A 26,232-nucleotide genomic window follows, 5' to 3' on the forward strand; every position below is an offset into this window, starting at 1 on the left:
AGCTCCAAGCCGGACGCAAGTGGGTGCGGGTAGATCTTGGCCTCGTGAACAGGTTCCTCGGCGTGACCGCCGCCGCCGTCATCGTCCTCGCCGGTGCCACTCCCGCCGCCGCCGATCCCACCGTCTGGAAGTGGGGGCCGGTCTACTCCACCGACGGCCACGCCGAGGCCAAGGGCGCGGTAGCCGTCGGACAGTCGGGTTTCGTCGTGTCAGGCAGGCTCGTCGACACCAGGGGCGCGGGCTGCTCATGGGTGCAGATCAAGGCGATGAGCAGCGAGAACGGTCGTTGGCGCACCGCCCGGTTCGCCAACTGCGTCCCTGGCTCGGGAAGCTTCCGCAAGGGCGTAGGCGGTGTGCTGCAGGTCAGGGTCAGGGTGTGCAGGGGCACCGCCACCAGGGAGACGGGACGGTGCTCTCGCTGGAAGACCGTCTACACCCAGGGCGGTTAGCGGCCGCACGCCGTACAGGCGGGGCGGGTGATCCGGTAGTAGGAGAAGGAGGCGACGGCGAGGCCGGCGCCCCAGACGACGTAGGCCGGGACGGCCACCCACATGAACGCGGGCTCCTCGAGGGTGCCGCCGATGGTCTCGCCGATCATCTGCGTGATGCCGGTGCCGAAGTAGGCCAGCATAGCGCCCGCGATCGCGAAGCCAGGGCCGATGACCAGCCAGCGCGGCACCCTGCGGCCCGCCAGCGGCAGCACCCAGCGGGGCCAGACCTTGCCCCACCCGTGCACCAGCGCGAGGGGCAACAGGACGCCCGCGAGCAGGAAGCCGAACTCGAAGACCAGCAGCGAGGGGCTGGCGGCGTAGGGGACGTCGACGCCCATGGTCAGCTGCGCCAGGATCCTGATCAGGCAGCCCGCCACGGCCGCGTAGGCCGCGGCATAGGCCCAGCGCGGGGTCGCGTCGAGGCGGGGGACACCGACGCACCGCAGGCAGCCTGCCGTACGGCGGCGCTGCCACGACAGGGCGGTGGCGCCCGCGAGCAGGCCGACGGACGCGCAGGCGGCCCTGCTCAGGAACGCCGGCAGGTCGCGCGGGATGCCCAGCCCGGGAAGGATGCCGCCCACGACGTCGAGCAGGAGCATCGCCGACGCGGACGCCAGGCCGATGCTCAACGCGTACGCCACGAGCACCAGCGGCAGCCAGCCCTTGCTGGCGCGTAGTCCCGCGACGACCAGCGCGACGCCCGCACACAGGGCGATCACCGCCCAGGAGGGCAGCAGCACGTCGGAGCCGAGCACCCAGGCCGGTGCGCCGCCGGTCACCCAGTAGGCCCGCACGGCTCCGTAGCAGAGGGCGCCGATCAGGGCGGCCCACGGAGTCCACGTCATCCATCGCGTCATGCCACCACACTCGCGCGCGGCGGCGCCCCCGTCCTCACCAGGGAAGGGGAGCCGCCTCCCGCTGGAGGGGGATCAGCGGCCCACGAGCTCCTCGACCGCCGCCCGGAACAGCACGCCGTGCCTGTGCTCCTCCTCGGGTACGGCACGCAGCACGGCCTGCCGCCACGGATGGGCGCCGAACGCCTTCGTGGCATCCGGTCATTCTCGTGTGAGACTGGCCATGTCCGCCATCTGTGGAAAGGGACGCGCCATGGCCGAACTCCCACCCGACGTCCGCGCGCTGGCCGAAGGCCCGAACCACGCGCACGTCGCCACCCTCATGCCGGACGGCGCGCCGCACAGCGTTCCCGTGTGGATCACCGAGGAGGACGGCAGGCTGGCCTTCCTCACCGGGCCCGGCTCGCGCAAGGCCCGCAACCTGGACAGGGATCCGCGCGTGGCGATCTCCATCACCGCGCACGACAACCCGTTCACCATGGCCGCGATCCGGGGCAGGGCCACCGAACGGCTGGAGGGGGAGCCCGCGTGGCAGCTGGTGGACCGGATGTCGGTCAAGTACACGGGCCGGCCGTACCCAAGAGAGGAGGAGCGGGTGGTGTACCTGGTCGACGTGGAGCACAGCACCACGATGAAATTCGGCTGACGGTCACACGCCCCGTCACACGGTCGTGCCGCATCGTTCAAGTACGAGATACGGGGGGAAACATGCCACTCATCAACGTCAAGATCATCGAAGACGTCTTCACCGAAGCGCAGAAGGCCGAGATGGTCACGAAGCTGACGGACGCCATGGTCAGCATCGAGGGCGAGAACATGCGCTCGGTGACCTGGGTCGTCGTCGAGGAGGTCAAGAGCGGTGACTGGGGCATCGGGGGGAAGCCGCTGACCACCGCGGACGTGAAGGCCCTGGCGGGAGGCTGACCCGCGGAGGGGGTGACGCGCGGCTGCGAGAGGCGGCGATCGTCCTGCTCGCCTCGGGGAAGGCGAGGGAGGCGGTCGCCTACGCCTCGCGCGGCCGGTCGTCAACGGCCGGCCGCGCGCGGAGACCCCGCGGGACGCCAGGGGGTCAGAGACCTCGGGCGAGGCGGTGGTAGGCCTGGTTCCAGCGCATTTCCTTGGTGAACTGCCTGGTCGTGGTGTCGGCGTCGATCATCAGCAGTTCGACCTCCAGCATGTCGGCCAGGTCGGTCAGCTCCTCCGCCCCGACAGCCGTCGACAGCACCGTGTGGTGCGGCGCGCCCGCGGTCAGCCAGGCCTCGGCCGACGTGGCGAGGCTCGGGCGGGGCCGCCACACCGCGCGGGCGACGGGCAGGCGGGGCAGCGGCTCCAGCGGGGCGACCAGGTCGATCTCGTTGGCCACCAGGCGGAAGCGGTCACCGAGATCCGCCAGCCCCACCACCACGCCGGGGCCCGGCGCGGCGTCGAAGACCAGCCTGACCGGGTCCTCCCTGCCGCCGATCGACAGCGGGTGGATCTCGCACGACGGCGTCCCTGCCGCGATGGACGGGCAGACCTCCAGCATGTGCGCGCCGAGGATGAGCTCCTCGCCGGGGGCCAGGTGGTAGGTGTAGTCCTCCATGAAGGACGTGCCCCCGCCGGGCGCCATCGCCTTCAACGTGCGCAGCAGCACCGAGGTCTTCCAGTCGCCCTCGCCGCCGAAGCCGTACCCGTCGGCCATGAGCCGCTGGACGGCCAGGCCCGGCAGCTGGCGCAGCCCGCCGAGGTCCTCGAAGTTGGTGGTGAACGCCTTGAACCCGCCCGCCTCCAGGAAGGACCGTAGTCCCAGCTCGATGCGGGCCGCGTAGCGCAGCGAGTCGTGGCGCTCGTCCAGCAGCGAGGGCGCCATCTTGTACAGGTCCTGATAGGTCGCGACCAGGGCGCTGACGTCGGCGTCCGTGGCCGCGTCGACGGCCTCGACGAGCTCGTTGACGCCGTAGGTGTTGACCGAGACGCCGAAGCGCAGCTGGGCCTCCACCTTGTCGCCCTCGGTGACGGCGACGTCGCGCATGTTGTCGCCGAACCTGGCCAGCTTCATGGTGCGCAACTCCCGGAGCCCTGCCGCGGCGCGCGACCACGCCAGGACGCGGGCGGCCACCGAGGGGTCGCCGACGTGCCCCGCGACGGTCTTGCGGGGAACCCCGAGCCTGGTCTGCACGAACCCGAACTCGCGGTCGCCGTGCGCGGCCTGGTTGAGGTTCATGAAGTCCATGTCGATGGAGCTCCACGGCAGGTCACGGTTGGCCTGCGTGTGCAGGTGCAGCAGCGGCTTGCGCAGCGCGTCCAGCCCGGCGATCCACATCTTGGCGGGGGAGAAGGTGTGCATCCACGCGATCACCCCCGCGCAGCTGTCGTCGGCGTTGGCCTCCAGCATCACCCTGCGGATGGCGGCGGCGTCGGTCAGCACCGGCTTCCACTCCACCTCGAGGGGCAACTGGGCGGCGATCCCCCTGGACTGCTCGGCCACCTGCCGCAGCGTGTCCTCGCCGTACAAACCCTGACTGCCGGTGAGAAACCAGATGCTCAACGGGTGCTCCTCTGTCCGTACACGTTCTGGTAGCGGTCGTACAAACGGTCGATGTCGGCCTGCGGGATGGGCACCGGTTCGCCGAGCTGGCGGGCGATGTGCACGGTGCGGGCCACGTCCTCGCACATCACGGCGGCCTTCACGGCGGCCTTCGGGTCCTTGCCGATGGTGAACACCCCGTGGTTCCTCATCAGTACGGCAGGCGAGCGCGCACCGCTGAGCGTCCTGACGATGCCCTGCCCGATCGAGTCGTCACCGATCAGCGCGAACGGGCCGATGGGGATCTGGCCGCCGAACTCGTCGGCCATCGCGGTCAGCACGCACGGGATCGGCTCGTTGCGGGAGGCCCAGGCCGAGGCGTAGGTCGAGTGGGTGTGGACCACGCCGCCGACCTCGGGCATGTGGCGGTAGACGTAGGCGTGGGCGGCGGTGTCGCTGGAGGGGGCGTGGTCGCCTTCGACCAGGTTGCCGTCGAGGTCGCACACCACCATCGCCTCGGGGGTGAGCTCGTCGTAGGAGACGCCGGACGGCTTGATGACGAACAGGTCCTCGCCGGGGATCCGGCCTGAGACGTTGCCCGCCGTCCAGGCGACCAGGTTGTTCCTGACCAGCTCGGCGTGCAGGTCGCACACGGTCTTTCTCACGCCCGCTCCTCCTTTCCGAGGGTGTCCGCCCTGTCGGTGGGCGGGGCGGTGGCCTGGTTCCTGATGTGGCGGAGGGTGTGCAGGACGGCGCCGTCGGCGAAGAGGTCGTGGAGTCTGCGGTACTCGGCGTAGAGGAGGTCGTAGGCGGCGGCGTTCTTCTCGTCGGGGACGTACGCCGCCACCGTGCGCTTGCCCATCGCGGCGGCGGCCTGCTCGATGTCCTTGTAGGCCCCGGCGGCCACCGCGGCGTGGATGGCCGATCCGAGCGCCGGTCCCTGCTCGGACCCGATCAGCGAGAGCGGGCGGCGCAGCACGTCGGCGTACACCTGCATGAGGAAGCGGTTCTTCAGCAGCCCGCCCGCCACCACGAACTCCTCCACCGGCACCCCGGACCGCTCGAAGGTCTCCACGATCAGCCGGGCGCCGAAGGCGGTCGCCTCGATCAGGGCCCGGTAGACGTCCTCGGGCCGGGTGGCCAGCGTCTGGCCGACGATCACGCCCGACAGGTGGTGGTCGACGAGGATCGACCTGTTGCCGTTGTGCCAGTCGAGCGCCACCAGGCCGTGCTCGCCGACGGCCTGCGCCGCGGCCAGCTCGGTGAGGTACTCGTGCGTCGACAGCCCGCGCGCGGCGGCCCGCGAGGTGGAGGAGGCGGGCACGCCGTTGTCGACGAACCAGGCGAAGATGTCGCCCACCCCCGACTGCCCCGCCTCGTATCCCCACAGGCCGGGCACGATCCCGTCGCGCACGACGCCGCACATGCCGGGCACCTCGGCCAGCTGGTCGGACGGCATGACGTGGCAGGTGGACGTGCCCATGATGGCGACCATCTGGCCCGGCCGCACGGCGTCGGCCGCCGCGGCGGTGACGTGCGCGTCGACGTTGCCGATCGCGACCGCGATGCCCTCGGGAAGACCGGTCCACGCGGCGGCCCAGCCGGTCAGCCGTCCCGCGAGCCCGCCGAGCGGCGCCACGGGAGCGGTCGCGAGCTTGTCGGTGAAGGACGCGAAGCCGGGGTTCAGCGCGGCGAGGTAATCAGCCGAGGGATAGGCGCCGTCCTGCAGTATCCCTTTGTATCCGGCGGTGCAGACGTTGCGCGTCTCCACGCCCGTCAGCTGCCAGACGATCCAGTCGGCCGCCTCGATCCACCGCTCCGCCCGAGCGTAGACGCCGGGATCCTCCTCCAGCACCTGCAGCCCCTTGGCGAACTCCCACTCCGAGGAGATCCTGCCGCCGTACCTGCGCAGCCACGGCTCCCCTCGAGCCGCCGCCACCGCGTTGATCCGGTCGGCGTGCGACTGGGCCGCGTGGTGCTTCCACAGCTTCGGCCAGGCGTGCGGCAGCTCCGGCGTCTCGGCGCAGAGCGGCGTGCCGTCGGCGGTCGTCGGCAGGACGGTGCAGGCGGTGAAGTCGGTCCCGATGCCGATGATGTCCGAAGGCGCGATCCCGGCAGCCGCCACCGCCGAGGGTACGGCGACGCGCAGCACCTCGAGCCAGTCCTGCGGCGACTGCAACGCCCAGTCGGGCCCCAGCCGCGTGGACGAACCCGGCAGCGAGTCCTCGATGACGCCGTGCGCGTACTCGTGCACGGCGCTGCCGACCTCGGCGCCGTCCGAGACCCGCACCACGACGGCGCGCCCTGACAGCGTTCCGAAGTCGACGCCGATCACGTAGGTGTTAGCGTTCACAGACTGCTCCATGCGAGACGAACGAAAGGGTGAAGACGGCTCAGACGGCGGGGGCCGTACTGGCTCTGACCACGAAGCCCGGCGGCACGACCAGGCGCTCGGTGTCGAAAGGGCCCGACGCGTCGATCTGCCGGAGCAGCACCTCGATGCAGTGCCTGCCCACGGCGTCGAAGTCCTGCCTGACCGTGGTGAGCGGGGGCGAGAAGAACTCGGATTCCGGGATGTCGTCGAAGCCGACGATGCTGATCTGTTCGGGCACCTTGACCCCTGCCTCGGTGAAGGCGCGCAGCACGCCCAGCGCCATCTGGTCGTTGGCCGCGAACACCGCGGTCACCCCTTCGATCGCGGCCAGCCGCTTGCCCGCGGCGTAGCCGGAGCGTGGGCTCCAGTCGCCGGGCTGAGGCTCGGGCACCGGGCGCCCCGCCTCCTCCAGCACGCTGCGCCAGCCCTCGAGCCTGCCCTCGGCCTCCAGCCAGTCCGACGGGCCGCTGACGTGCCAGACCGTCTCGTGGCCCAGCTCCAGCAGGTGCCGGGTGGCCAGCCTGGCCCCCTCGATCTGGTCGATGCACACCGCCGAGACGTGCGAGCGGTGAGTGCCCTCCACGGCCACGGCGGGCATGTCGGTGGGCAGGCTCTCCAGCGCGCTTGCGGCCGAGCGCTGGGGCGCGACCACGACGACGCCGTCCACACCCTGCTCGGTGAGGTACTCGATGGCGTCGCGGACGCTGGAGGCGTCCAGCGACTTCAGGCTCACGATGCTGACGAAGTAGCCCGCGGTCCTGGCCGCCTGCTCGATGCCGTAGATCGTGCTGGCCGGGCCGTACAGGGTGGTGTCGAAGCTGACCACCCCCAGGGTCCTGGAGCGGCTGGTGACCAGAGCGCGGGCGACGAGGTTGCGCCGGTAGCCCAGCTCGTCGATCGCGGCCAGCACCCGCGCGCGGGTCTGCTCACGGACGTTGGGATGGTCGTTGAGCACTCGCGAGACCGTCTGGTGTGACACGCCGGCGAGCCTGGCCACGTCGGACATCACGGGGGGGCGACGCCTGGTCACGATGACTCCTTTCGCTGACATGTCAGATTAGATCAGCGCGAGGCGCCGGCGCGGCGCTTGGTCCACACGTCGAAGGCCACGGCGGCCAGCAGCACGGCGCCCTTGACGAGCATGACCCGCTCGCTGGGCGAGCCGATCAGCGACATCCCGTTGTTGATGACCGCCATGATGAGGCCGCCCGTGATGGCGCCCGCCACCTTGCCGACCCCGCCCTGGACGGCCGCGCCGCCGATGAAGGCCGCCGCGATCGCGTCCAGCTCGAAGCTGTTGCCCGCGGTCGGGCCCGCCTGGTTGAGCCGTCCGGCGAAGATGATGCCGGCGATCGCCGACAGGACGCCCATGTTGACGAAGATCCAGAAGACGACCTGCTTGACCTTGACGCCGGACAGCACAGCGGCTTGCAGGTTGCCGCCGATGGCGTAGATCCGGCGGCCGAAGACCGTGCGGTTGGCCATCACCGAGTAGCCGAGCACCAGCAGCGCGAGCAGGACGAGCACCCAGGGCAGGTTCTTGAACCTGGCGAGCTGCACGACCAGGAAGAGGATGAGCGCGGCGCCCGCGGCCATCTTCAGCGCGAACAGCGGCAGGGCGTCGACGGCCTGGCCGTACCCGCTGCGGGCCGAGCGGGTACGCCACTGCGAGGCCACCATGCCCGCGACGGCCATCAGCGCGACCAGCAGGCTGAACAGGTCGGCGCCGCCGAGCGGCCCCAGGCCGATGTTGCCGAGATAGCCGTCGGTGAAGCCGTTGGCCAGCGTGCGGACCGCGTCGGGGAACGGGCCGATGCCCTGGTTGCCAAGCACGGTGAGGGTGAGCGCGCGGAACAGCAGCATCCCGGCGAGCGTCACGATGAACGCGGGGATCCCGAAGTAGGCGATCCAGTAACCCTGCCAGGCGCCGATGAGGCCGCCCGCCACGATCGTCAGCAGCAGGGCGAGCGGCCACGGCATGCCCATGTTCACCATGAGCACCGCCGACAGCGCTCCGGTGACCGCCACCACCGAGCCCACGGACAGGTCGATGTGCCCGGCGATGATGATCAGGATCATGCCGATGGCCAGGATCAGCACGTAGGAGTTCTGAACGATGATGTTGGAGATGTTCTGCGGGGTGAGCAGGGCTCCGTCGGTCAGCACCGAGAACAGCGCGACGATCAGCGCGAAGGCCACGTAGATGCCGCCGGCGCGGAGGTTGAGCGACAGCCCGGCCACCTTCTGCTTCGTCTCCGGCCGGACCTCCGTCATGGTCATCGTGTCGTTCCCTTGGTCATGAGATGCATGAGGCCTTCCTGGGTGGCGTCACGGCGAGGCACCTCACCGGTGATGCGGCCCTCCGAAAGGGTGTAGATGCGGTCGCACAGCCCCAGCAGCTCCGGCAGCTCCGAGGAGATCACCAGCACCGCCTTGCCCTCGTCGGCCAGGCGGTTGATGATCGTGTAGATCTCGTACTTGGCGCCGACGTCGATGCCTCGGGTCGGCTCGTCGAGGATCAGCACGTCGGGGCCGGTGAGGATCCACTTCGACAGCACGACCTTCTGCTGGTTCCCGCCGCTCAGCTTGCCGACCACGCTCGACACGCTGGGCGCCTTGATGTTCATGCCGCGGTGGAAGTCCTCGGCGACCCGGTACTCCAGCCGCTCGTCGACCCACAGCCCCTTCAGCGCGGCGGCGGAGATGTTGCGCTTGATGTCGTCGATCAGGTTGAGGCCGTACCGCTTGCGGTCCTCGGTGGCATAGGCCAGGCCGTGCCTGATCGCGTCCCGGACGTCGCGGATCTCGATCGGACGGCCGTCCTTGACGATCCTGCCGGAGATGTCGGCGCCGTAGGCGCGGCCGAACACGCTCATCGCCAGCTCGGTACGGCCCGCGCCCATCAGCCCCGCCAGCCCGACGATCTCGCCGCGCCGCAGACTCAGGCTCGCCCTGTCGACCACCTTCCTGCCCGGCTGGCTGGGGCTGTGGACCGTCCAGTCCTCGATGCGCAGCACCTCCTCGCCGATCGTCGGCTCGTGCGGCGGGAAGCGGTTGTCCAGCGCGCGGCCCACCATGCCGGAGATGATCCGGTCCTCGGTGACCCCTTCGGCGGCCAGCGTCTCGATCGTCCGGCCGTCCCTGATGATCGTGATGGCGTCGGCGATCGCGGTCACCTCGTTCAGCTTGTGCGAGATGATCACGCAGGTGATGCCCTCCTCCCGCAGCCCGCGCAGCAGGTCGAGCAGATGGGCGGAGTCGTCGTCGTTGAGCGCGGCGGTCGGCTCGTCGAGGATGAGCAGCTTGACGTCCTTCGACAGCGCCTTGGCGATCTCGACCAGTTGCTGCTTGCCGACGCCGAGCTCCGACACCGTGGTGACCGGGTTGTCGGCCAGGCCGACGCGCCTCATCAGCTCGCCCGCCTCGAAGTTGGTGCGGTTCCAGTCGATGAGGCCGCGCCTGGCCCGCTCGTTGCCGAGGAAGATGTTCTCGGCGACCGACAGCTGCGGGCTCAGGGCCAGCTCCTGGTGGATGATGACGATCCCGGCGCGCTCGCTGTCGCGGATGCTCCCGAACTCGCACACCCGGCCGTCGAAACGGATCTCACCCTCGTAGTCGCCGTGCGGGTAGACCCCGGACAGCACCTTCATCAGCGTCGACTTGCCCGCGCCGTTCTCGCCGCAGATGGCGTGGATCTCGCCGCGCCGTACCGTGAGGTTGACGTCCTGCAGCGCCTTGACCCCGGGAAAGGTCTTGGTGATGCCGCTCATCGTGAGGATGCTCACTTGAGCTGGTCCGCCGTGTAGTAGTTGCCGCCGATGATGATCTGCTCGTAGTTGGACTTGTCGACGATCACCGGGTCGAGCAGGTAGGACGGGACGACCTTGGTGCCGTTGTCGTAGTCCTTGGTGTTGTTCACCTCTGGCTTGCCGCCCTTGAGCACCGCGTCGGCCATCGCCACCGTGGTCTCGGCCAGCTTGCGGGTGTCCTTGAAGATCGTGGAGTACTGCTCGCCCGCGACGATCGACTTCACCGAGGCCAGCTCGGCGTCCTGCCCGGTCACGACCGGGTACGGCTGGCCGCTGGTGCCGTAGCCGTTGCTCTTGAGCGCCGACAGGATGCCGATCGACAGCCCGTCGTACGGCGACAGCACGCCGTCCACCTTGTCGCCGCCGGTGTAGGTCTTGGTGAGGATGTCCTCCATGCGCTTCTGCGCGGTGGCCGGGTCCCAGCGCAGGATGGCCGCGGTCTTGAAGTCGGTCTGGCCGCTCCTGACCTTCAGCGTCCCGCTGTCGATCTGCGGCTTGAGCACCGACATCGCGCCGTTCCAGAAGAACGTGGCGTTGTTGTCGTCAGGGGAGCCGCCGAACAGCTCGACGTTGAACGGGCCCTTCTCGCCCTTGTCGACGCCCAGGCCCGCCAGCAGGGAGGTGGCCTGCTGCACGCCGACCTTGAAGTTGTCGAAGGTGGCGTAGTAGTCGACGTTCGGGCTGTTGCGGATCAGCCGGTCGTAGGCGATGACCGGGATCTTGTTGTCGGCGGCCTGCTGCAGCTGCGAGGTCAGCGCGGTGCCGTCGATCGAGGCGACGACCAGGAGCTTGGCGCCCTTGGTGATCTGGTTCTCGATCTGGTTGGCCTGGGTGGGGATGTCGTTCTCCGCGTACTGGAGGTCGACCTGGTAGCCGAGCTTCTCCAGCTGGGACTTGACGTTGTCGCCGTCGTGGATCCAGCGCTCGGACGACTTGGTCGGCATGGTGACGCCGATCAGTGCGCCGGTGGCGGCGCTGCCCGAGGCGGCGCTGCCCGCGGGGGAGGCCTGCGCGTCGACGGTCTTCTGGCTGGAGCCGCAGGCGGTCATCGTGGCGGCGAGGGCGAGCGCGGAGACCACGCCCCAGATTCGTCCCATCCTCATCGTGGTGGCTCCCTTGGGAAGGTGGTGGATTGCCGCCGATTGTTATCGTTAACATAATGGCGTGTCAACGGCCGCGAGGAAATCTGGAGGTAACACACGGGTAGTGTCACCAGCCATGACGTCCCCGTTGGAGGAGCTGGCGGTACGGCTGCGCGGGTTCGCGCGGGCACGCGACTGGGAGCAGTTCCACACCCCGAAGAACCTGGTGATGGCGCTGGCGGGCGAGGTCGGAGAGCTGGTGGCGGAGTTCCAGTGGCTCGCCGACTCCGAACGCCTGGACGGCGAGGCGATGACGCGGGTGCGCGCCGAGCTCGGCGACGTGACGGGCTACCTGGTACGGCTGGCGGACGTGCTCGGAGTCGACCTGGTGGAGGCGGCCAACGCCAAACTGGACGAGAGCGAACGCCGCTACGACCCCGAGCTCTACCGGGGCTCGGCCCGCAAGGCGCCGCCGCTCCGCTGAATGTCGGCGGCGCGTGGTTGGATCCTGTGCGTGGAGGCATCCGTCGAGCAGCTGGTGTACGTCAGGGAGGACGCGTACACCGTCGCCCGCATGAGCAGCGAGGCGGGAGCGTCAGGCTTCGTGGCCTCCGGCAGGGCGCTGGCCGGGGTGCAGCCCGGCGAGACGCTGCGCCTGGAGGGCGGCTGGGAGGAGCACGCCACCTACGGCAAGCGCTTCGCGGTCACCGCGTGCGAGCGCGTCGTGCCGTCCACCGTCCATGCCATCCAGCTCTACCTCGGCTCCGGCCTCATCCGCGGCATCGGCTCGCGCCTGGCCCAGGCGATCGTCGGCCACTTCGGCGAGGCCACGCTCACCGTGATCGACACCGCGCCCGAGCGGCTCACCGAAGTGATCAACATCGGCCCCGCACGCCAGGCGCAGATCGTCGATGCCTGGAAGGAGCAGAAGGCCGTCGCCGCGCTGATGGTGGTGCTGCAGGGGTTCGGGGTCAGCCCGCTGCTCGCCGCCAAGATCTTCCAGGCGTACGGCCAGGCGTCGGCCGAGATCCTCACCTCCGACCCCTACCAGCTCATCGGCCGCGTCAGGGGCATCGCGTTCGCCACGGCTGACAGGATCGCGCTGCGTTCGGGCGTCCCCGAGCGCAGCCCGCAGCGGATCAAGGCGGCGATCGTCGACCGGCTGGAGGCGGCTGCCGCCCGCGACGGCCACTGCTTCCTGCCGCTGCCCGCGCTGATCGCCCGCACCGCCGAGCGGCTGGAGCTGGAGGAGGAGCTCGTCGGCCGGATGGTCGACGCCCTGCTGGCCGAGCGCCGCGTCGTCGTCGAGGAGACCGACGACGACCTGGTCGTCTACTCCAAGGAGCACCACAGCCGCGAGCTCAAGCTGTCCGCGGAGCTGACCAGGCTGTTCGGCGCGCGCTCGACGCTGCCGCTGCGGGCGTTCAGCGACGACCCCGACCTGCACGATGATCAGCGGGCCGCCGTGACCATGGCGCTGACCAGCACGATCTCCGTCCTCACCGGCGGCCCTGGGTGCGGCAAGAGCCACACGGTGAAGGTGATCGCCTCGACCGTGCGGGCGATGGGCGGCGCCGTCACGCTGTGCGCGCCGACGGGCAAGGCGGCCAAGCGGCTGTCGGAGCTGACCGGGCTGCCCGCGACGACGGTGCACCGGATGCTGGCCGTACAGCCCGATCCTGAGAAGCTCTTCGACCAGACGCCCGCGCAGGCCGACCTCATCGTGGTCGACGAGGCCTCCATGCTCGACCTCCACCTGGCCACGCGGCTGTGCTCGGCGATCCCGGCGGGCAGCCATCTGCTGCTGGTCGGCGACAGCGACCAGCTGCCGAGCATCGGGCCGGGCAGCGTGCTGTCCGACCTGCTGCGGGTCGAGGCGATTCCCCGGATGCGGCTGACGCACGTCTTCAGGCAGGCCGAGGGCAGCGGCATCGTCCAGGCCGCCCACCAGATCAGGGCGGGGGCGGTGCCGTACACGCCGGGTGGCGGAGGGTTCTGGTTCGAGGAGCTCGACGACCCCTCGGCGGTGGCGGCGCGGGTCGTGCACCTGTCGACCGAGGCGATCCCGGCCAAGCAGGGCGTCCGGCCCGACCAGGTCCAGGTGCTCTGCCCCATGCGCAAGGGCGACGCGGGCACGGCGGAGGTCGGCCGGCTCATCCAGGAGCGGCTCAACCCCGCCCGTGACGGCACGCCCGAGCACTGGTCGGGGGCGTCGGTCTACCGGGTCGGCGACCGGGTCATGCCCATCCGCAACAACTACGACAAGGGCGTCTTCAACGGCGAGACGGGCACGGTCGTCGCGCTCGACAGGGAGGAGCGCGTCGTGGAGGTGCTCATCGACGAGGGCGAGGTGGTGTCCTACGGGTTCGACGAGCTCGACGACCTCACCCACGCCTACGCGATCAGCGTGCACCGGTCGCAGGGCAGCGAGTACCCGTTCGTGGTCGCGCCGCTGGTGGTGGAGGCGGGCGGCGTGATGCTGCGCCGACGGCTGCTCTACACGCTGGTCACCAGGGCCAAGGCCTGGGTCGTGCTGGTCGGGCAGCGCGAGGCGCTGGAGCTCGCCGTCCACCGGCTCGGCCAGCGCCGCAACACCGGCCTGACGCGCCGCCTGGCGCTGACACTGGCCCGGTGACCGCGGGCCAGCCGGGCCTCGGCACTGGGCGGGGGTTCCTACGATGAGACGGTGAGGATCCTCGACGAGCGGGAGTGGCAGGCGCGGGCCGAGGCGCATCAGCGGCGGGTCGACGCCTGGGTCGGGCCGCACCTGAGCCGTCGCAGGGAGGGCACGGCCCATCCGGTCGAAGACTTCCTGTTCGACTACTACGGCTACCGTCCCGGGCGGCTGCGCAGGTGGCATCCGGGCGCGGGCGTCGTGCTGACGCAGGCGCAGGGCTACGGGGCCGACTACCTCGACACCGACGAGGGCGCCACCGTCGACGTCGACCGGCTGCTGGCCAAGCGCAGGCCCATGGTCGAGTGGACGGCCGCGCTGCTGTCGGCGACCGCGTCGCGGCAGGGGCAGTTCGGCTGCTTCGGCATGCACGAGTGGGCGATGGTCTACAAGCAGCCCGCCGACGAGGTACGGCACGCCGCCCAGCCGCTGCGCATGCCCCCCGAGGAGATCGCCACCGTCGTCGAGCGCAGGGGCGCCCGCTGCAGCCACTTCGACGCGTTCAGGTTCTTCACCGAGGCAGCCAGGCCGCTCAACGCCCTGCGGCCGACCCGCGAACGCCAGGTGGAGCTGGAGCAGCCCGGCTGCCTGCACGCCAACATGGACCTGTACAAATGGGCCTACAAGCTGTCGCCCCTCGTGCCGAGCGAGCTGGTCGCCGACTGCTTCGAGCTGGCCCGCGACATCAGGACCCTCGACATGCGCGCCAGCCCCTACGACCTGAGCGCGCTCGGCTACGAGCCCGTCCCGATCGAGACGCCCGAGGGCAGGCTCGCCTACGCGGCCGCCCAGCGGCGCTTCGCCGAGCGGGCCGCGCCGCTGCGCCGTACGCTCCTGGAGCTGTGCCAGGCCCTGCTCCTCAGCGCGGTTGGCGAAGGTCACGGCGCGGGGGCTTCCCACGAGGGCTCCAGCGCGGGCGCTCCGCGCGAGGGCCACGCTCCTGGCGAAGGCCACGCCTCGCGCGAAGGTCACGCTCCCTGCGAAGGTCACGCTTCGCGCGAGGGCTTCAGCGCGGGGGCTGCTCGCTGAGGTCGAAGGTGGCGTGGAAGCGGGCGCGGTCGCCGTGCCCGCGCAGGAGGAGGACGCCGAGCGGGCGTCCGTTCGGGTTGCCCGCGGCGGTCGCCGCGTAGGCCTCGAACCCCTCGGGTACGGCCAGCGCCAGGCGGGGCGCGCCGTCGACGTCCCAGGTGCCGCGCAGGACCCGGTCGGGCGGGACGGGGAGCGGGCGGAGGTCACGCAACCCCGCTTCCCCCTGGATCGGCGCGCCCGCCCGTCCGGAGGCGGCGAAGCGGCCGTCGCCGTGGAAGACCCACTCGATCCGGCCGGCCGTGGCCAGCGTGACCGTGAACTCGTCGGTCCACCCGTCGGCCGTCACCTCGACCGAGCGGCGCAACACGGTCCCCTCCCACGCCGACTCCGCCACGAGGTGGCGCGCGGACGACTCCAGCAGGCGTCCCGTGTGCGCGGGCTGGCGGGCCCCGTCGACGATCACCAGGTTGTGGGCGAGGGGCGAGCGCATCCAGGTCGTGAAGTCCGAGCCGTAGCCGCTGGTCCCGAGGTCGAGGCTGGTCCAGCCGGAGGAGGTCTCGACGTCGACGTTGAGCTTGTCGCGGTGGTCGTGCCAGCCGCCGTCGGGGCCGAACCGCATCGCCAGCCGTACCGAGGGGGAGCGCAGCAGCCCGATTCCCGCGTGCGGCCACACGAACGACGCGCGGTCGCGGGAGCCCGTGGGCACGTCGTCAGGACCGAAGACCAGGGCGGCGACGGACGATCGGCCCTCGACCTCCACGCAGCCCCGCACGGTGGCCGGGTTGCCGAACCAGGGACGCACCGGGCCCGGCAGGGAGCGTTCGTAGTAGGGAGCGAGGTCGATCGCCGCCTCGGGCAGGATCGCGCAGGCGGCCTCGGCCTGGGGGGCGAAGTCGCCGACGTGGCACGCGGCCCAGCCGTCGCCGTAGGCGGGCAGGCGGGTGTCGGCGTAGGCGAGGGACGGTGGCGCGGCGATCGCGCGCGCCAGCCGCAGCGCCGCCCGCTTGGACAGCCCCTGTGGCCCCGCGGCCTCGCGGTAGGACAGGAGGGCGGCGAGCGCGTAGTAGTGGTAGTGGGCGTTGACCTCGTACCAGAGGCCCTCCGGCTGGAGACCCTCGATGATCTGGGCCTCCGCGCCGAAGGGGGAGTCGCGGCACCAGGCCATCAGCTCGTGGTCGCCCAGCCGGGCGGCGCACTCGGCCAGCGCGGCCAGCAGCCAGCAGTGGATGTTGTGGACCATGCCGACCTGCGGGCGCAGGAGCTCCGCGATCGCCCTCGCCATGGCGTCGGCCGCGAGGGAGGTGGAGGGGCTGAGCACGTCGCCCGCCCACCGCAGCGCGCGCAGCACGCCGACGGCCCAGACCGCCTCGTCGAGCGACTGCGGCAGGACCCTGCCCTGGCCCGCGTTGACGCCGTGGGGTTCGTAGGAGAGGTAGTCGCGGGCGTAGGCGGCGGCGATCCGTTCGAGCTCGGCCGCCGGTTCCGCGCCGTCCGACAGGCGGATCAGCAGGGCGGCGCGCTGAGCCTGGACGGCCGCGGCGTTGTGCATCGTGGTGCGCCACGCGCCGTCCCACGGCTCGCCGAGGTAGACCCTGTCGCACAGGGAGCAGCCGTGCCGAGCGGGAGCGGCCGCGTCGAACACCAGCGGCGCGCCGTCGCTGTCGCAGAAGTAGTGGTGGGTCCAGGCCGACTGGTGCTCGGGGCCTGGGATGACCAGGTCGTGCGACCAGCGGGTGAAGTCGGTTTCGATGGCGGCGAGGATCGTGGCGGCCCACGGCCTGGTCTCGGCCCTGTGCCGGATCACGGGCCACTGCGGCGTGTACGCGGCGCTCATGTCACCATCGTGGCGCGCCGCCAGCGTCGCGCCACGAGATCGACCCCGGCGTCAGCTCGTCGAGCCGTTCTTGGTGACGGTGCCGTCCTTGGCGTCGACGTAGACCTCGTGCTTGGTCCCGTCAGGGGTCATGAGGACGGCTTCCCAGGCCACCTTGCCCATGTGCCGGTCCAGGTACAGTTCGTTGATCTTGCCTTCTGGCACCGACTCGGTCGCCTTCTCCGCCGCCTCCTTGTAGGTGAGCATGGCGCTCTTGACCATGGTCATGCGCTTGGCCTTCTCCGCCTCGTCGGCCTTCTCGGCCGTGGGTCCCGAGGCGACGTTGCCCGATTCGGCGTCGACGTCCATGCTGTGCTCGGTGCCGTCCGTGCCGACGACGTGAACCTCCCAGGTCTTGCCGTTGTCCTGTGCCTCGATGGAGATGAGCGTGGAGCCCTCGACGGCTTCCACGGCCGCCATGCCCGCCTTCTGGAGGCTCTCCATGTCGCCCGCGCCCATGCTCGGAGCTCCGCTCGGCTCCATGCTGGGAGCTCCGCTCGGCTCCATGGTGTAGCTCGGCTCCATGCTGGGTGCGCCCGAGGGTGACAGGAGGCCCGCGAAGGCGCCTCCGGGGGCGGGCGCGGGAACGTGCCTGGCCACGGCGGTGCCGGACTCGGGGCTGTCGGTCCCGCAGGATGCCGCCCCCAGCAGGACCGAGCCGACGAAGATAGTACCGATGATGGTCTTTGTCCGTTTTCCACCATTCATACTGATGACGCTGCCCGGAACGTCGTAAAGGCACGCCCAGAGGTCAGGCAATACGGTTCAGGCCCGCTGACCGATCACTGCCCGGTCGACCGTCCACTTCGCGGCCCGCTCGCTCAGCGTGAGGCCGAGCCCCGGACGTGAGGGCACCGGCGTCCGGCCGTCGCTGATCTCCAGGCGCTCGTCGAACAGCGGCTCCAGCCACTCGAAGTGCTCCACCCACGGCTCCGAGCCGTACGCGGCCGCGAGGTGGAGGTGGATCTCCATCGCGAAGTGCGGCGCCAGCTGGACCCGGTGGTGTTCGGCGACGCTGGTCAGCATCTCGCCGGTGGCCACAGGCGTGTCGAGCACCTCCTCGAGCGGCGCGTGCAGGAACCCGCCCGAGGTGTTGTAGCAGCGCACCGAGTCGCGGTGCGAACTGAGGAGCTTGGCCAGGGACAGCCCGGCCCGCCTGGCCTTCAGGTCCCACAGCGCGATGTCCACGGCCGCGATCGCCTGCACCGCCGGCTCCAGCCGTGGTGACGCGGCCGGGGACCGGCCCCGGCCGCGGGACCCCTAGTCTCGCGCCCTGCCCTCGGCGGCGTGCAGGCGGCGCCGGTGCTCGTCGAAGACCTCGTCGTTGGACGACACCGAGGCGCCCGGCACGGTCGGCGAGACGAATGTCGGGACCACCACGCCCTTGCCCGCCAGCGCCGCGGCCGTCCTGGTGACGATCTCGTGGCTGACCACGCAGGCCACGACGGTCGACGCGCCGCCGACGGGACGGTCCCATCCGTCGACGTCGACGATCGCGTCCTGCACGGGCACACCTGTGTCGATCGTGACGTCGCAGACCTCGGCGATGCGCCTGCCGCTGGAGTGCTCGGCGGGGCGCTCCAGGTTGGCGACGGAGGTGACGGCCACGGTGAACAGGCCGTGCTTGGCGCCGTACATGGCCGCCTCGACGGGCGCCGCGTTGCGCCCGCCGTGCGAGTAGACGACCAGCACGTCGCCCGCGGTGAGCGGCTCGTGGTCGAGGTACTGCTCGACGTAGCCCTCGGTCCGCTCCAGCCACAGCAGCTCTCGCACGCCGCCGGGGCCGAGCACGTTGTGCCACATCAGGCGGGGATCGGTCAGCGGGTGCAGGCCGGCGAAGCTGCCGTAACGGGGGAAGGCGTCCATGGTGGGGATCACCGAGTGGCCGCTGCCGTACAGGTGGATGAGGCCGCCGTTCTGGACGGCGTCGGCGCAGCGCTCGGCGACGGTGTCGAGGGCGGCTCCCTGGGTGGAGTCGAGGCGGTCGAGCAGGTCGATCATCAGGCGGGTGTAGGTCACGAGATTCCTCTCATCGCAGGGCCAGGCGGATCTGGTAGCGGTCGCCGCGCATCACGCTGCGGACGTACTCGAAGGGGCCGTGGGCGTCGAAGGTGAGGCGCTCGACGTAGAAGGCGTGCGCGCCGGGCGCGACGCCGAGCGTGGGGGCGTCCTCGTCCAGCACGCCGCCGACGGTGAAGGTCTCGATCGCCTCGCGCGGCACGAGGCCGTAGTTCTCGCGCAGCGTCTCGTACAGCGAGCGGTCGGTGAAGTCGAGCAGTTCCAGGCCGGGGAAGCGCTCGAGCGGAAGCAGCGCCGTCTGCACGCCGACGGGGCGGGCGGTGTCGGTCCTGAGCCTGCGCAGCCGCAGCAGCAGGTCGCCGGGGCCGAGGCCCATCTCCTTCGGCAGGTCGCAGTCGGCGGCGGGCACCACGCCCTGCTCCAGCACCTTGGCGCCCGACGGGTGCCCGAGCCCCGCCAGCTCAGCGGTGAAGGAGGTGACGCCGCGAGCGCCCGCGGTCAGGCTGGTGTCGCGGACGAACGTCCCCCTGCCCTGCTCGCGCACCAGCACCCCGCGGTCGACCAGCCTGGCCAGCGCCTGGCGGATCGTCACCCTGCTGACGCCGTAGGCCTTGCCCAGCTCGTCCTCCGTGGGCAGCCGGGCGCCCGGCACCCACTCCCCGGCGTCGACGCGTTGCCGCAGCGACCGCTCCACCTGCAGATAGAGCGGCACACCCGAAGTCGGGTCGAGCCCTCTCATGTTCACCAGTCCACCCCGATCCTGGCCGCGAGCAGCGCGCCCACGACTCCCGCGCTCGATCCGAGGCCCGCCGCGATCACCGGCACCCGCCGCCCGTCGGGCGAGGCGAGCCGCTCGATGTGGACGGCGAGCATGGGGCCCAGCACGTCCATCGCGTCCGCCATGCCGCCGCCCACCAGGACGACCTCGGGATCGAGTGTGCTGGCCAGCGCGGCGATGCCCCGTGCCAGCCGTACGGCGTAGGCGTCGAGCTCGGCGGGCACGCGGCCGGCGCGGGCGGCGGCGACCAGCTCGGGACCTCGCCCGCCGAGCGCCGACCCGGAGGCGGCCCGCTCGAACCCGCCGTGCGCCGATCGGCCGCCAGGCCCCGAGGACCCGCCGTGCGCCGACCCGCCCCCAGGCCCTGAGGACCCGCCGCGCGCAGTGCCGTCAGCGGCGGGGTCGGTGCCGTCGGGGAGCCAGCCCCACGAGCCCGCGCTGCCGTGCGCGCCGCGCCAGATCCTGCCGTCGACGAGCAGCGCGCCGCCGATCCCTGTGCCGACCGCGACCAGCACGGCCGAGCGCCGTCCCTTGGCCGCGCCCTCCACCGACTCGGCGAGCAGGGTGAGGTGGCCGTCGAGGCCCAGCCGTACCGGGGCGCCGAGCCGGGCCTCCAGGTCGGCGGCCAGCGGACGGCCCTCCAGCCACGGCAGCGCGGGCACGAACACAGGGGTCCCTCCGGCCGACGTGCCGGGCAGCCCGATCCCCACCGCGTCGGCCCGCCCCGCGAGCTCGGCGATCAGGTCGAGCAGCGCGTCGTAGGAGCGGGGCACCTCGTGCGTGGCCACGGCCTCCCGCACGCCGTCGCTCTCGGCCAGCCCCCGCAGCAGGGTGCCGCCGAGGTCGAACCCGACGTGCCTCATCCCTTCACCCCCGTCCTGGACAGCGAGGCCACGAACACCCGCTGGGCCAGCAGGAACACCACGATCGTCGGCAGGGAGGCGATCAACGCCCCCGCCATGACCACGTTCTGGTACTGCACGGAGGTGCTGTAGTTGAGCAGCTGGCTCAGCGCCAGCACGACGGGGAACTTCGCGTCGTCCTGCAGGATCGACAGCGGCCAGATGAAGTTGTTCCAGTAGAAGACGAACGAGAAGATCGCCAGGCTCACCACGGCGGGCCGCAGCAGCGGCGTGACCACCCGCCACACGATGCGCAGCTCGCCCGCGCCGTCGATGCGTGCCGCGTCGAGCAGCTCGTCCGGCACGTCGGAGATGAACTGCCGCATCAGGAAGATGCCGAAGGCGTTGGCCAGCCACGGCAGCAGCACGCCCAGGTAGCTGTCGGCCAGGTCCATGGACGACACCAGCCAGTAGAGCGGCACGAGCGTCACGACCGGCGGTAGGAACATGGTCGCCACCACCCCCCAGAACAGTGCCTCGCGACCGCGGAAGCGGTGCTTGGCGAAGACGTACCCGGCCAGCACGCTCGTGACCAGCACCGACACTGTCGCCACCCCCGACAGCAGCAGGCTGTTGGCGAACGCCGTGCCGAACGGCACCGCCTCGAACACCTCGGCGAACGCGCCGAACGACGGCTCGCGCGGCCACCAGGTCGGCGGGACGGTCTGCAGCTCCTCTGGCCCCTTGAGGCTGGAGATCACCATCCAGTACAGGGGGAACAGCGCGGGCAGCATGGCCAGCGCGATCGCCGCCGCGGCGGCCGTACGCCTCATGACCGCCTCCTGGCCGCGGCGAGGAACACGCCGCCGAGCGCCACCAGGAGCACCAGCAGCGTGAACGCCATCGCGCTCGCCTGCCCCGCCATGCCGTGCTGGAAGGCGGCCCGCTGGATCGCGAACGACAGCACGCTCGTGCTCTCCGCGGGACCGCCCTGCGTGAGGATGTAGACGGGGTCGAACACCTGGATCGCGTTGATGATCGCGACCAGCCCGATGAAGACCGTCGTACGGCGCAGCAGCGGCAGCGTGACGTGCGCCGTCTGCCGCCAGAACCCGGCGCCGTCGATGCGCGCCGCCTCGTAGAGGTCGGCGGGGATCTGGGTGAGCCCCGCGATCACCAGCACCGTGTAGTAGCCGGTCATCTGCCAGACATGGAAGATCACCAGCGCTGCCAGCGCGGTGTCGGGCGAGCTCAGCCAGGTCGGGTCCCATGCGCCGAACAGCTGCGACAGCGGCCCGTAGTCGGGGGCGTAGAGCCCGCCCCAGACGATGGAGATCGCCACCGTGGGGATCACGTACGTCGAGAACAGCACCGCCCTGGCCGCCCCCCTGCCCATGACGCGGGGGAAGTACAGGAGCATGCCGAGCGCGACGGACAGCGGCAGCGTCACGACGACCACCAGCGCCACGTACAGCGCGGTGTTGCCGAGGGCGGTGAAGAAGCCGTCGTCGCCGACCAGGTCGGTGTAGTTGCCGAGCCCTCGCCACGACATCTCGCTCAGCGGGGTGTACATCGACCACTCGTGCAGGCTGATCCAGAACGTCAGCCCGATCGGGACCACCGTGAACAGGCCGATGACGAGCATGGCGGGTGACAGGAACGCCACGGCCGCCATGCTGCGACGATGCCGCGTCACGCGCCTGCCTTGGTGAGGATGTCGGCGACCTCCCGCTGGGCCGCGCCCATCGCCGCCTCGGGCGTCTCCTTGCCGAAGACGACGTTCTCCACGTGCTTCTGCACGGCCTGGCTCATCGCCTCGCCGCCCAGCACCGCGGGGAACGGCACGGCGTTGGCCAGCTCGGCGACGTACACGGACAGGAACGGGTCGGACAGCTCCGCCTGGTGCGCCTTCAGGTCGCCGGCGCGGCTCGGCAGGATGCCCATCGAGGTCAGGATGTCGCCCATCGCCGAGGAGCCGTTCTTGCCGCTGTCCTTGCCGTTGAGGTAGGTGAGGAACTTCCACGCGGCCTGCTGCTTGGCCTGGTCGGCCTTGCCGTTCACGATGGTCAGCCAGGAGTAGGACACCGAGGCGCTGCCGCCGCCGTCGGGTCCGACGGGGACGGGGGCGACGCCGACGTCCTGGTACCGCTCGCCCATGGCCTCCTTGAGCGCGCCCTGCCACCAGTTGGCCATGATGATCATGCCGGTCCTGCCGTTGACGAAGTTGTCCAGGTAGGGGCCCGTGGTGTTGGCGTTGGCGTTGCTCATCTTCGCCTGCGTCGCGCCGGACTTCACCAGCCTCGCGTAGAGCTGGGCGGCGGCGACGGTCTTGGGGTCGTCGAGCTTGGGGACGGCGCCGTCGAGGAGCCTGCCGCCGTTGGAGTTGACCAGTGAGAGCCAGGGGTGCACGACGCCCGCGGGCCAGCTGGTGATCACGCCGAAGCCCTGCCTGCCGTCCTTGGACAGCTTCGCGGCCGCCTCCTCCAGCTCCGCCCACGTCTTGGGCGGGGCGGCGACGCCCGCCTCCTTGAGCAGCTTCTTGTTGTAGTTGAGCGCGTAGAGGTCGACCTCGTTGGGGTAGCCGCGCGGACCGCCCTGCTTGGTGACGCCCTCCACCAGGTTCTTCGGCCAGTTGGCGGCGAGGTCGGCCGCGGCGTCGGCGGGCATGTCCCCGGCCAGGCCGTCGCGGACCAGCTCGGGCAGCCACAGGTCGTAGATGCTCGCGATGGTCGGCCCGTTGGGGCTGGCGCCCTGGGTGCGCAGCGTGGACAGCAGGTTCCCGAAGGGGACGGCCCTGATGTCGACGGTGATGCCCGGGTTCTGCTTCTCGAACGCCTGGGCGGTCGCTTCCAGGGCTTTGACCTGGTCGGGGCCCCAGTGCGTGAGGAATGAGATCTTCGTGGCCTTCGGGCCCTCGGCGCCGCCGCCGCACCCTGCCGCCACCACAGCCACAGCCGCGCTCATCGCGGCCACCCGCATCGTCGAGGTCTTCATGGGGGGCCTCCTGATTCATCAGGTCGTTAGGTTGTTATAACGAATTTTTGCCTCTGGGGGAAGTCCTGAGCGGGCTGAACTCGGGCCCGAAGTCCCGCGTTTCCGACACCACGTGCTCGTGGAAGGCGCGCACGACCGGCGTGAGCTGGGCCGGCCTGACGACACCGATCGTGCGGAACACCGCGGGGGAGAGCGGGATCTCGACCACCCCCTGCAGCGGCGCGATCCCGTACCCCGGTAGCAGCGCCACCCCGAGGCCCGCGGCGACCAGGCCGCGCACGGTGTCCGACTCCTGGCCCTCGAAGGTGATGCGGGGCTTGAATCCGGCGGCGGCGCACAGGTCGTCGGTGATCTGGCGCACGCCGTACCCCTGTTCCAGCGTGACGAAGTCCTCGTCGGCCAGTTCCGCGGCGCGCACCCGCCTGCGCCCCGCCAGCCGGTGTGTGGAGGGGACGGTGAGCACCAGCTCCTGCCTGGCCAGCGGGGTCCCGGTCAGGTCGGGGTCACCGGTGGGGAGCGGCGCGACGAAGGCCAGGTCGATCTCGCCCTCGCGCAGCCGCCGGAGCATCACCTGCCGCGAACCCTGGACCAGGCTGAACCGCACCCCCGGATGTCGCTCGCGGAAGCCGCCCACCAGCGCGGGCACGAGCGAGCGGCCGAGCAGGTGCAGGAAGCCGAGCACGATCCGACCGCTGCCCGGATCGATCTCCTCGCGCACCTCGCGGACGCCCGTCGCCATCACCGCCAGCGCGCGGACCGCCGCGTCGGCGAGGGTGCGGCCGGCCCTGGTCAGCCTGACGCCCCTGCCGTGCGGGACGACCAGCGGGGTACCGGCCGTCTCCGACAGCGCGGCGAGCCGCCTGCTCACCGTGGGCTGGGGCACGCCGAGCAGCTCCGCCGCCCTCGTCACGTGCTCGGTCTCCCTGATCGCGGCCAGGAGTTCCAAGTTCGGCGCCAATTCATGCATCACGGTATGGATTTTCGCATATTGCGGTATTAGACGTATTTATTAGCTTTGCTTAGTTTCTGAGGTGTGGCTATCGCTCCTCGGGTGACTGTCGGCGTCGCGGCCGCGGGCATCTCCTCCTTCGCCCTCCTCTACGCGCCGCAGTCGGTGCTGCCCCAGCTCGCAACGGACTTCCGGCTCGATCCCGGCGGCGCCTCCCTCGCCGTGGGGGTGGCGACGGGCGCGCTCGCCGTCGCCGTGCTGCCCGTGGCCGCGCTCTCGGAGGTGGTCGGCAAGAGGCGGGTCATCCTCGTCTCCGTCATCGCCTCGGTCGTGCTCGGCCTGCTGCTGCCGCTCGCGCCGAACTTCGAGACGCTGCTGGTCCTCCGAGCCCTGCAGGGCATCGCCATCGCGGGCTTCCCCGGCGTCGCCGCGGCCTACCTGATGGAGCTGCTGGGCGGGGCGGGGGTGGCCGCCGCGGTCGGCGCGATGATCGCGGGCAACTCGGTCGGCGGCATGGCGGGCCGCCTGGCCGCAGGGCTGGTCGCCGAACCCCTCGGCTGGCACGGCGCGCTCGCCGCCGTCGCGGGCGTCTCCGCGGTGTGCGCGGCGGTCACCGTCCTCACGCTGCCGCCCTCGCCCCCTCGCCCGAAGGTCAGGCAGGGCGGCGGCATGCGGGCGGCCTTCAGCCGCCCCGTGCTCCTCGCGCAGTACGGCGTGGCCGCGGCGGGTGTGGGCTCCTTCGTGGCCGTCTACAACGCCGCGGGGTTCAGGCTCATCCACGAGCTCGGACTCGCCCCCGCGGTCGCCTCGCTGGTCTTCCTCGCCTACGCCATGGGCACCCTCTCCTCGGGCACGGCGGGCAGGCTCGTCGGCAGGTACGGCAAGCGCCCTGTGCTCGTCGCCGCCCTCCTGGTCACCGTCCTCGGCACGCTGCTGACCCTCCCCGACTCCCTGGCCCTGGTGGTCACCGGGCTCGTCGTGCTGACCGGCGGCTTCTTCGCCGCGCACGCCGTGGCCAACGGCTGGGCCGCCGCCGAGGCCCCCGAGGGCGCCCGCGGCCACGTCTCCGGGATGTACACGCTCTTCTTCTATGTGGGCAGCAGTGTCGGTGGCACCCTGGGCAGCATCGTGTACGGCAGGGCAGGGTGGAGCTGGCTGGTCGTGTTCACCGCCGCCTGGCTGCTGGCGGCGATGGCGGGAGTACTGACCGAAGGGAGAAGGCGGCGTGACCATCAACGTCACGGTGTGGGGCGAGAACGTGCACGAACGACAGGAGGAGGACGTCAGGCGGCGCTATCCGGAGGGCATGCACGGCGCGATAGCGGCAGGGCTGCGTGATCGCCTGGGCGAGCGGGTCACGGTCAGGACCGCGACCATGGACGAGCCCTCCCACGGCCTCACGGAGAAGGTACTGGCCGAGACCGACGTGCTGACCTGGTGGGGGCACGCCGCCCACGAGGACGTCTCGGACGAGGTCGTCGCCCGCGTCCACGAGCGCGTGCTGGGCGGCATGGGCCTGCTGGTGCTCCACTCGGGCCACTACTCGAAGATCTTCCGCGCGCTCATGGGCACCACCTGCACGCTCACCTGGCGTGACGCGGGAGAGCGCGAGCTGGTCTGGACGATCGACCCCGCGCACCCGATCGCGGCGGGCGTGCCCAACCCGCTGGTCATCCCGGAGCACGAGACCTACGGCGAGCCGTTCGGCATCCCTGCCCCCGACGAGCTGGTCTTCATCAGCTCCTTCACCGGAGGCGAGGTCTTCCGTGGCGGCTGCTGCTACCGCAGGGGCAAGGGGCGCATCTTCTACTTCAGCCCCGGCGACCAGAAGTACCCGGTCTTCCGCCACGAGGGCGTCCTGCGCGTGCTGGCCAACGCCGTCCTCTGGGCGACGCCCCCCGACGGCGCGGGCGAGCCCCTGCGCAACGCCCACACCCCGATCACCTGGTAGGCGAGCG

24 protein-coding genes and 2 pseudogenes are annotated in these 26,232 nt (G+C 71.1%); 8 read left to right on the forward strand and 18 right to left on the reverse strand.

Going from position 1 to position 26,232, the window contains the following annotated elements:
* Positions 1 to 44: 44 nt before the first annotated feature.
* Positions 45 to 449, forward strand: a complete 405-nt coding sequence (locus AB0B45_RS16720; protein WP_358131200.1) for a hypothetical protein — start codon at positions 45 to 47, stop codon at positions 447 to 449.
* Here the strand turns inward: AB0B45_RS16720 and AB0B45_RS16725 are convergent.
* Positions 446 to 1,348, reverse strand: a complete 903-nt coding sequence (locus tag AB0B45_RS16725; protein ID WP_358131204.1) for a hypothetical protein — start codon at positions 1,346 to 1,348, stop codon at positions 446 to 448. The genes AB0B45_RS16720 and AB0B45_RS16725 overlap by 4 nt on opposite strands.
* A 250-nt stretch (positions 1,349 to 1,598) precedes the next feature.
* Between AB0B45_RS16725 and AB0B45_RS16730 the strand changes: the two genes are divergently transcribed.
* Both AB0B45_RS16730 and AB0B45_RS16735 read left to right on the forward strand, forming a co-directional pair.
* Positions 1,599 to 1,991, forward strand: a complete 393-nt coding sequence (locus AB0B45_RS16730) for a PPOX class F420-dependent oxidoreductase (RefSeq protein ID WP_358131207.1) — start codon at positions 1,599 to 1,601, stop codon at positions 1,989 to 1,991.
* Positions 1,992 to 2,053: 62 nt separating this feature from the next.
* A complete protein-coding gene (locus tag AB0B45_RS16735; RefSeq protein WP_358131211.1) occupies positions 2,054 to 2,269 on the forward strand; it encodes a 4-oxalocrotonate tautomerase family protein in 216 nt (71 codons plus the stop codon).
* 145 nt (positions 2,270 to 2,414) lie between these two features.
* On the opposite strand, the gene araA is transcribed toward AB0B45_RS16735, so the two are convergent.
* Genes araA through chvE form a run of 7 tightly spaced genes read right to left on the reverse strand, consistent with a single transcriptional unit; the run spans position 2,415 to position 11,137 of the window.
* Positions 2,415 to 3,872, reverse strand: coding sequence for an L-arabinose isomerase (araA, locus tag AB0B45_RS16740; protein WP_358131214.1), 1,458 nt, complete (start codon positions 3,870 to 3,872; stop codon positions 2,415 to 2,417).
* Positions 3,869 to 4,516 carry an L-ribulose-5-phosphate 4-epimerase gene (locus AB0B45_RS16745; RefSeq protein ID WP_358131217.1) on the reverse strand — a complete coding sequence of 216 codons (648 nt, stop codon included), beginning with the start codon at positions 4,514 to 4,516 and terminating at the stop codon, positions 3,869 to 3,871. Before AB0B45_RS16745 ends, araA begins: the two co-directional genes overlap by 4 nt.
* Entirely contained in the window at positions 4,513 to 6,216 is a 1,704-nt protein-coding gene (gene araB, locus AB0B45_RS16750) for a ribulokinase (RefSeq protein ID WP_358131220.1), read from the reverse strand. Before araB ends, AB0B45_RS16745 begins: the two co-directional genes overlap by 4 nt.
* 28 nt (positions 6,217 to 6,244) lie before the next feature.
* Positions 6,245 to 7,231 (reverse strand): LacI family DNA-binding transcriptional regulator, encoded by a 987-nt coding sequence (locus AB0B45_RS16755; RefSeq protein WP_358131698.1) that lies wholly within the window; start codon positions 7,229 to 7,231, stop codon positions 6,245 to 6,247.
* A 56-nt stretch (positions 7,232 to 7,287) separates the two neighbouring features.
* Positions 7,288 to 8,505, reverse strand: coding sequence for a multiple monosaccharide ABC transporter permease (mmsB, locus tag AB0B45_RS16760; RefSeq protein WP_358131223.1), 1,218 nt, complete (start codon positions 8,503 to 8,505; stop codon positions 7,288 to 7,290).
* Complete coding sequence (gene mmsA, locus AB0B45_RS16765; protein ID WP_358131226.1) at positions 8,502 to 9,995, reverse strand: multiple monosaccharide ABC transporter ATP-binding protein; 1,494 nt, start codon at positions 9,993 to 9,995, stop codon at positions 8,502 to 8,504. Before mmsA ends, mmsB begins: the two co-directional genes overlap by 4 nt.
* 11 nt (positions 9,996 to 10,006) lie before the next feature.
* Positions 10,007 to 11,137, reverse strand: coding sequence for a multiple monosaccharide ABC transporter substrate-binding protein (gene chvE / locus AB0B45_RS16770; RefSeq protein ID WP_358131228.1), 1,131 nt, complete (start codon positions 11,135 to 11,137; stop codon positions 10,007 to 10,009).
* 115 nt (positions 11,138 to 11,252) lie between these two features.
* Here chvE and AB0B45_RS16775 point away from each other — a divergent pair, with 115 nt between their 5' ends.
* The 3 genes and pseudogenes from AB0B45_RS16775 to AB0B45_RS16785 form a co-directional block, all read left to right on the forward strand.
* Entirely contained in the window at positions 11,253 to 11,600 is a 348-nt protein-coding gene (locus tag AB0B45_RS16775; RefSeq protein WP_358131231.1) for a nucleotide pyrophosphohydrolase, read from the forward strand.
* 30 nt (positions 11,601 to 11,630) lie between these two features.
* The gene (locus AB0B45_RS16780) at positions 11,631 to 13,751 is read left to right on the forward strand and encodes an ATP-dependent RecD-like DNA helicase (RefSeq protein WP_358131234.1); all 2,121 of its coding nucleotides are present in this window, start codon (positions 11,631 to 11,633) and stop codon (positions 13,749 to 13,751) included.
* A gap of 51 nt (positions 13,752 to 13,802) precedes the next feature.
* Positions 13,803 to 14,654, forward strand: a pseudogene (locus AB0B45_RS16785) (3-methyladenine DNA glycosylase); the annotation flags it as partial.
* 142 nt (positions 14,655 to 14,796) lie between these two features.
* Here AB0B45_RS16785 and AB0B45_RS16790 read toward each other — a convergent pair.
* From AB0B45_RS16790 to AB0B45_RS16835, 10 genes and pseudogenes are all read right to left on the reverse strand, one after another.
* Complete coding sequence (locus AB0B45_RS16790; protein WP_358131236.1) at positions 14,797 to 16,653, reverse strand: heparinase II/III family protein; 1,857 nt, start codon at positions 16,651 to 16,653, stop codon at positions 14,797 to 14,799.
* Positions 16,654 to 16,704: 51 nt separating this feature from the next.
* On the reverse strand, positions 16,705 to 17,400 hold the full coding sequence (locus AB0B45_RS16795; RefSeq protein WP_358131238.1) for a PepSY domain-containing protein: 696 nt from the start codon (positions 17,398 to 17,400) through the stop codon (positions 16,705 to 16,707).
* 57 nt (positions 17,401 to 17,457) lie between these two features.
* Positions 17,458 to 17,901, reverse strand: a pseudogene (locus AB0B45_RS16800) (enolase C-terminal domain-like protein); the annotation flags it as partial.
* Positions 17,902 to 17,952: 51 nt separating this feature from the next.
* Positions 17,953 to 18,711 (reverse strand): SIS domain-containing protein, encoded by a 759-nt coding sequence (locus AB0B45_RS16805; protein ID WP_358131241.1) that lies wholly within the window; start codon positions 18,709 to 18,711, stop codon positions 17,953 to 17,955.
* 10 nt (positions 18,712 to 18,721) lie between these two features.
* Positions 18,722 to 19,450 carry a GntR family transcriptional regulator gene (locus AB0B45_RS16810; RefSeq protein ID WP_358131700.1) on the reverse strand — a complete coding sequence of 243 codons (729 nt, stop codon included), beginning with the start codon at positions 19,448 to 19,450 and terminating at the stop codon, positions 18,722 to 18,724.
* A gap of 2 nt (positions 19,451 to 19,452) precedes the next feature.
* Positions 19,453 to 20,352, reverse strand: coding sequence for an ROK family protein (locus tag AB0B45_RS16815; protein ID WP_358131244.1), 900 nt, complete (start codon positions 20,350 to 20,352; stop codon positions 19,453 to 19,455).
* Positions 20,349 to 21,164, reverse strand: coding sequence for a carbohydrate ABC transporter permease (locus AB0B45_RS16820; RefSeq protein ID WP_358131248.1), 816 nt, complete (start codon positions 21,162 to 21,164; stop codon positions 20,349 to 20,351). Before AB0B45_RS16820 ends, AB0B45_RS16815 begins: the two co-directional genes overlap by 4 nt.
* Complete coding sequence (locus AB0B45_RS16825) at positions 21,161 to 22,006, reverse strand: sugar ABC transporter permease (protein ID WP_358131251.1); 846 nt, start codon at positions 22,004 to 22,006, stop codon at positions 21,161 to 21,163. Before AB0B45_RS16825 ends, AB0B45_RS16820 begins: the two co-directional genes overlap by 4 nt.
* 17 nt (positions 22,007 to 22,023) lie before the next feature.
* Positions 22,024 to 23,325, reverse strand: a complete 1,302-nt coding sequence (locus AB0B45_RS16830; RefSeq protein WP_358131254.1) for an extracellular solute-binding protein — start codon at positions 23,323 to 23,325, stop codon at positions 22,024 to 22,026.
* Between the two features lie 34 nt (positions 23,326 to 23,359).
* Positions 23,360 to 24,292, reverse strand: coding sequence for a LysR family transcriptional regulator (locus AB0B45_RS16835; RefSeq protein ID WP_358131702.1), 933 nt, complete (start codon positions 24,290 to 24,292; stop codon positions 23,360 to 23,362).
* Between the two features lie 66 nt (positions 24,293 to 24,358).
* Here AB0B45_RS16835 and AB0B45_RS16840 point away from each other — a divergent pair, with 66 nt between their 5' ends.
* Complete coding sequence (locus AB0B45_RS16840) at positions 24,359 to 25,612, forward strand: MFS transporter (RefSeq protein WP_358131256.1); 1,254 nt, start codon at positions 24,359 to 24,361, stop codon at positions 25,610 to 25,612.
* Complete coding sequence (locus AB0B45_RS16845) at positions 25,500 to 26,225, forward strand: ThuA domain-containing protein (protein ID WP_358131259.1); 726 nt, start codon at positions 25,500 to 25,502, stop codon at positions 26,223 to 26,225. The genes AB0B45_RS16840 and AB0B45_RS16845 overlap by 113 nt, the downstream gene beginning before the upstream one ends.
* The last annotated feature ends 7 nt before the right edge of the window (positions 26,226 to 26,232 follow it).

Origin of the sequence: Nonomuraea sp. NPDC049152, assembly GCF_040648355.1 — a bacterium.
Taxonomy (GTDB): domain Bacteria; phylum Actinomycetota; class Actinomycetes; order Streptosporangiales; family Streptosporangiaceae; genus Nonomuraea.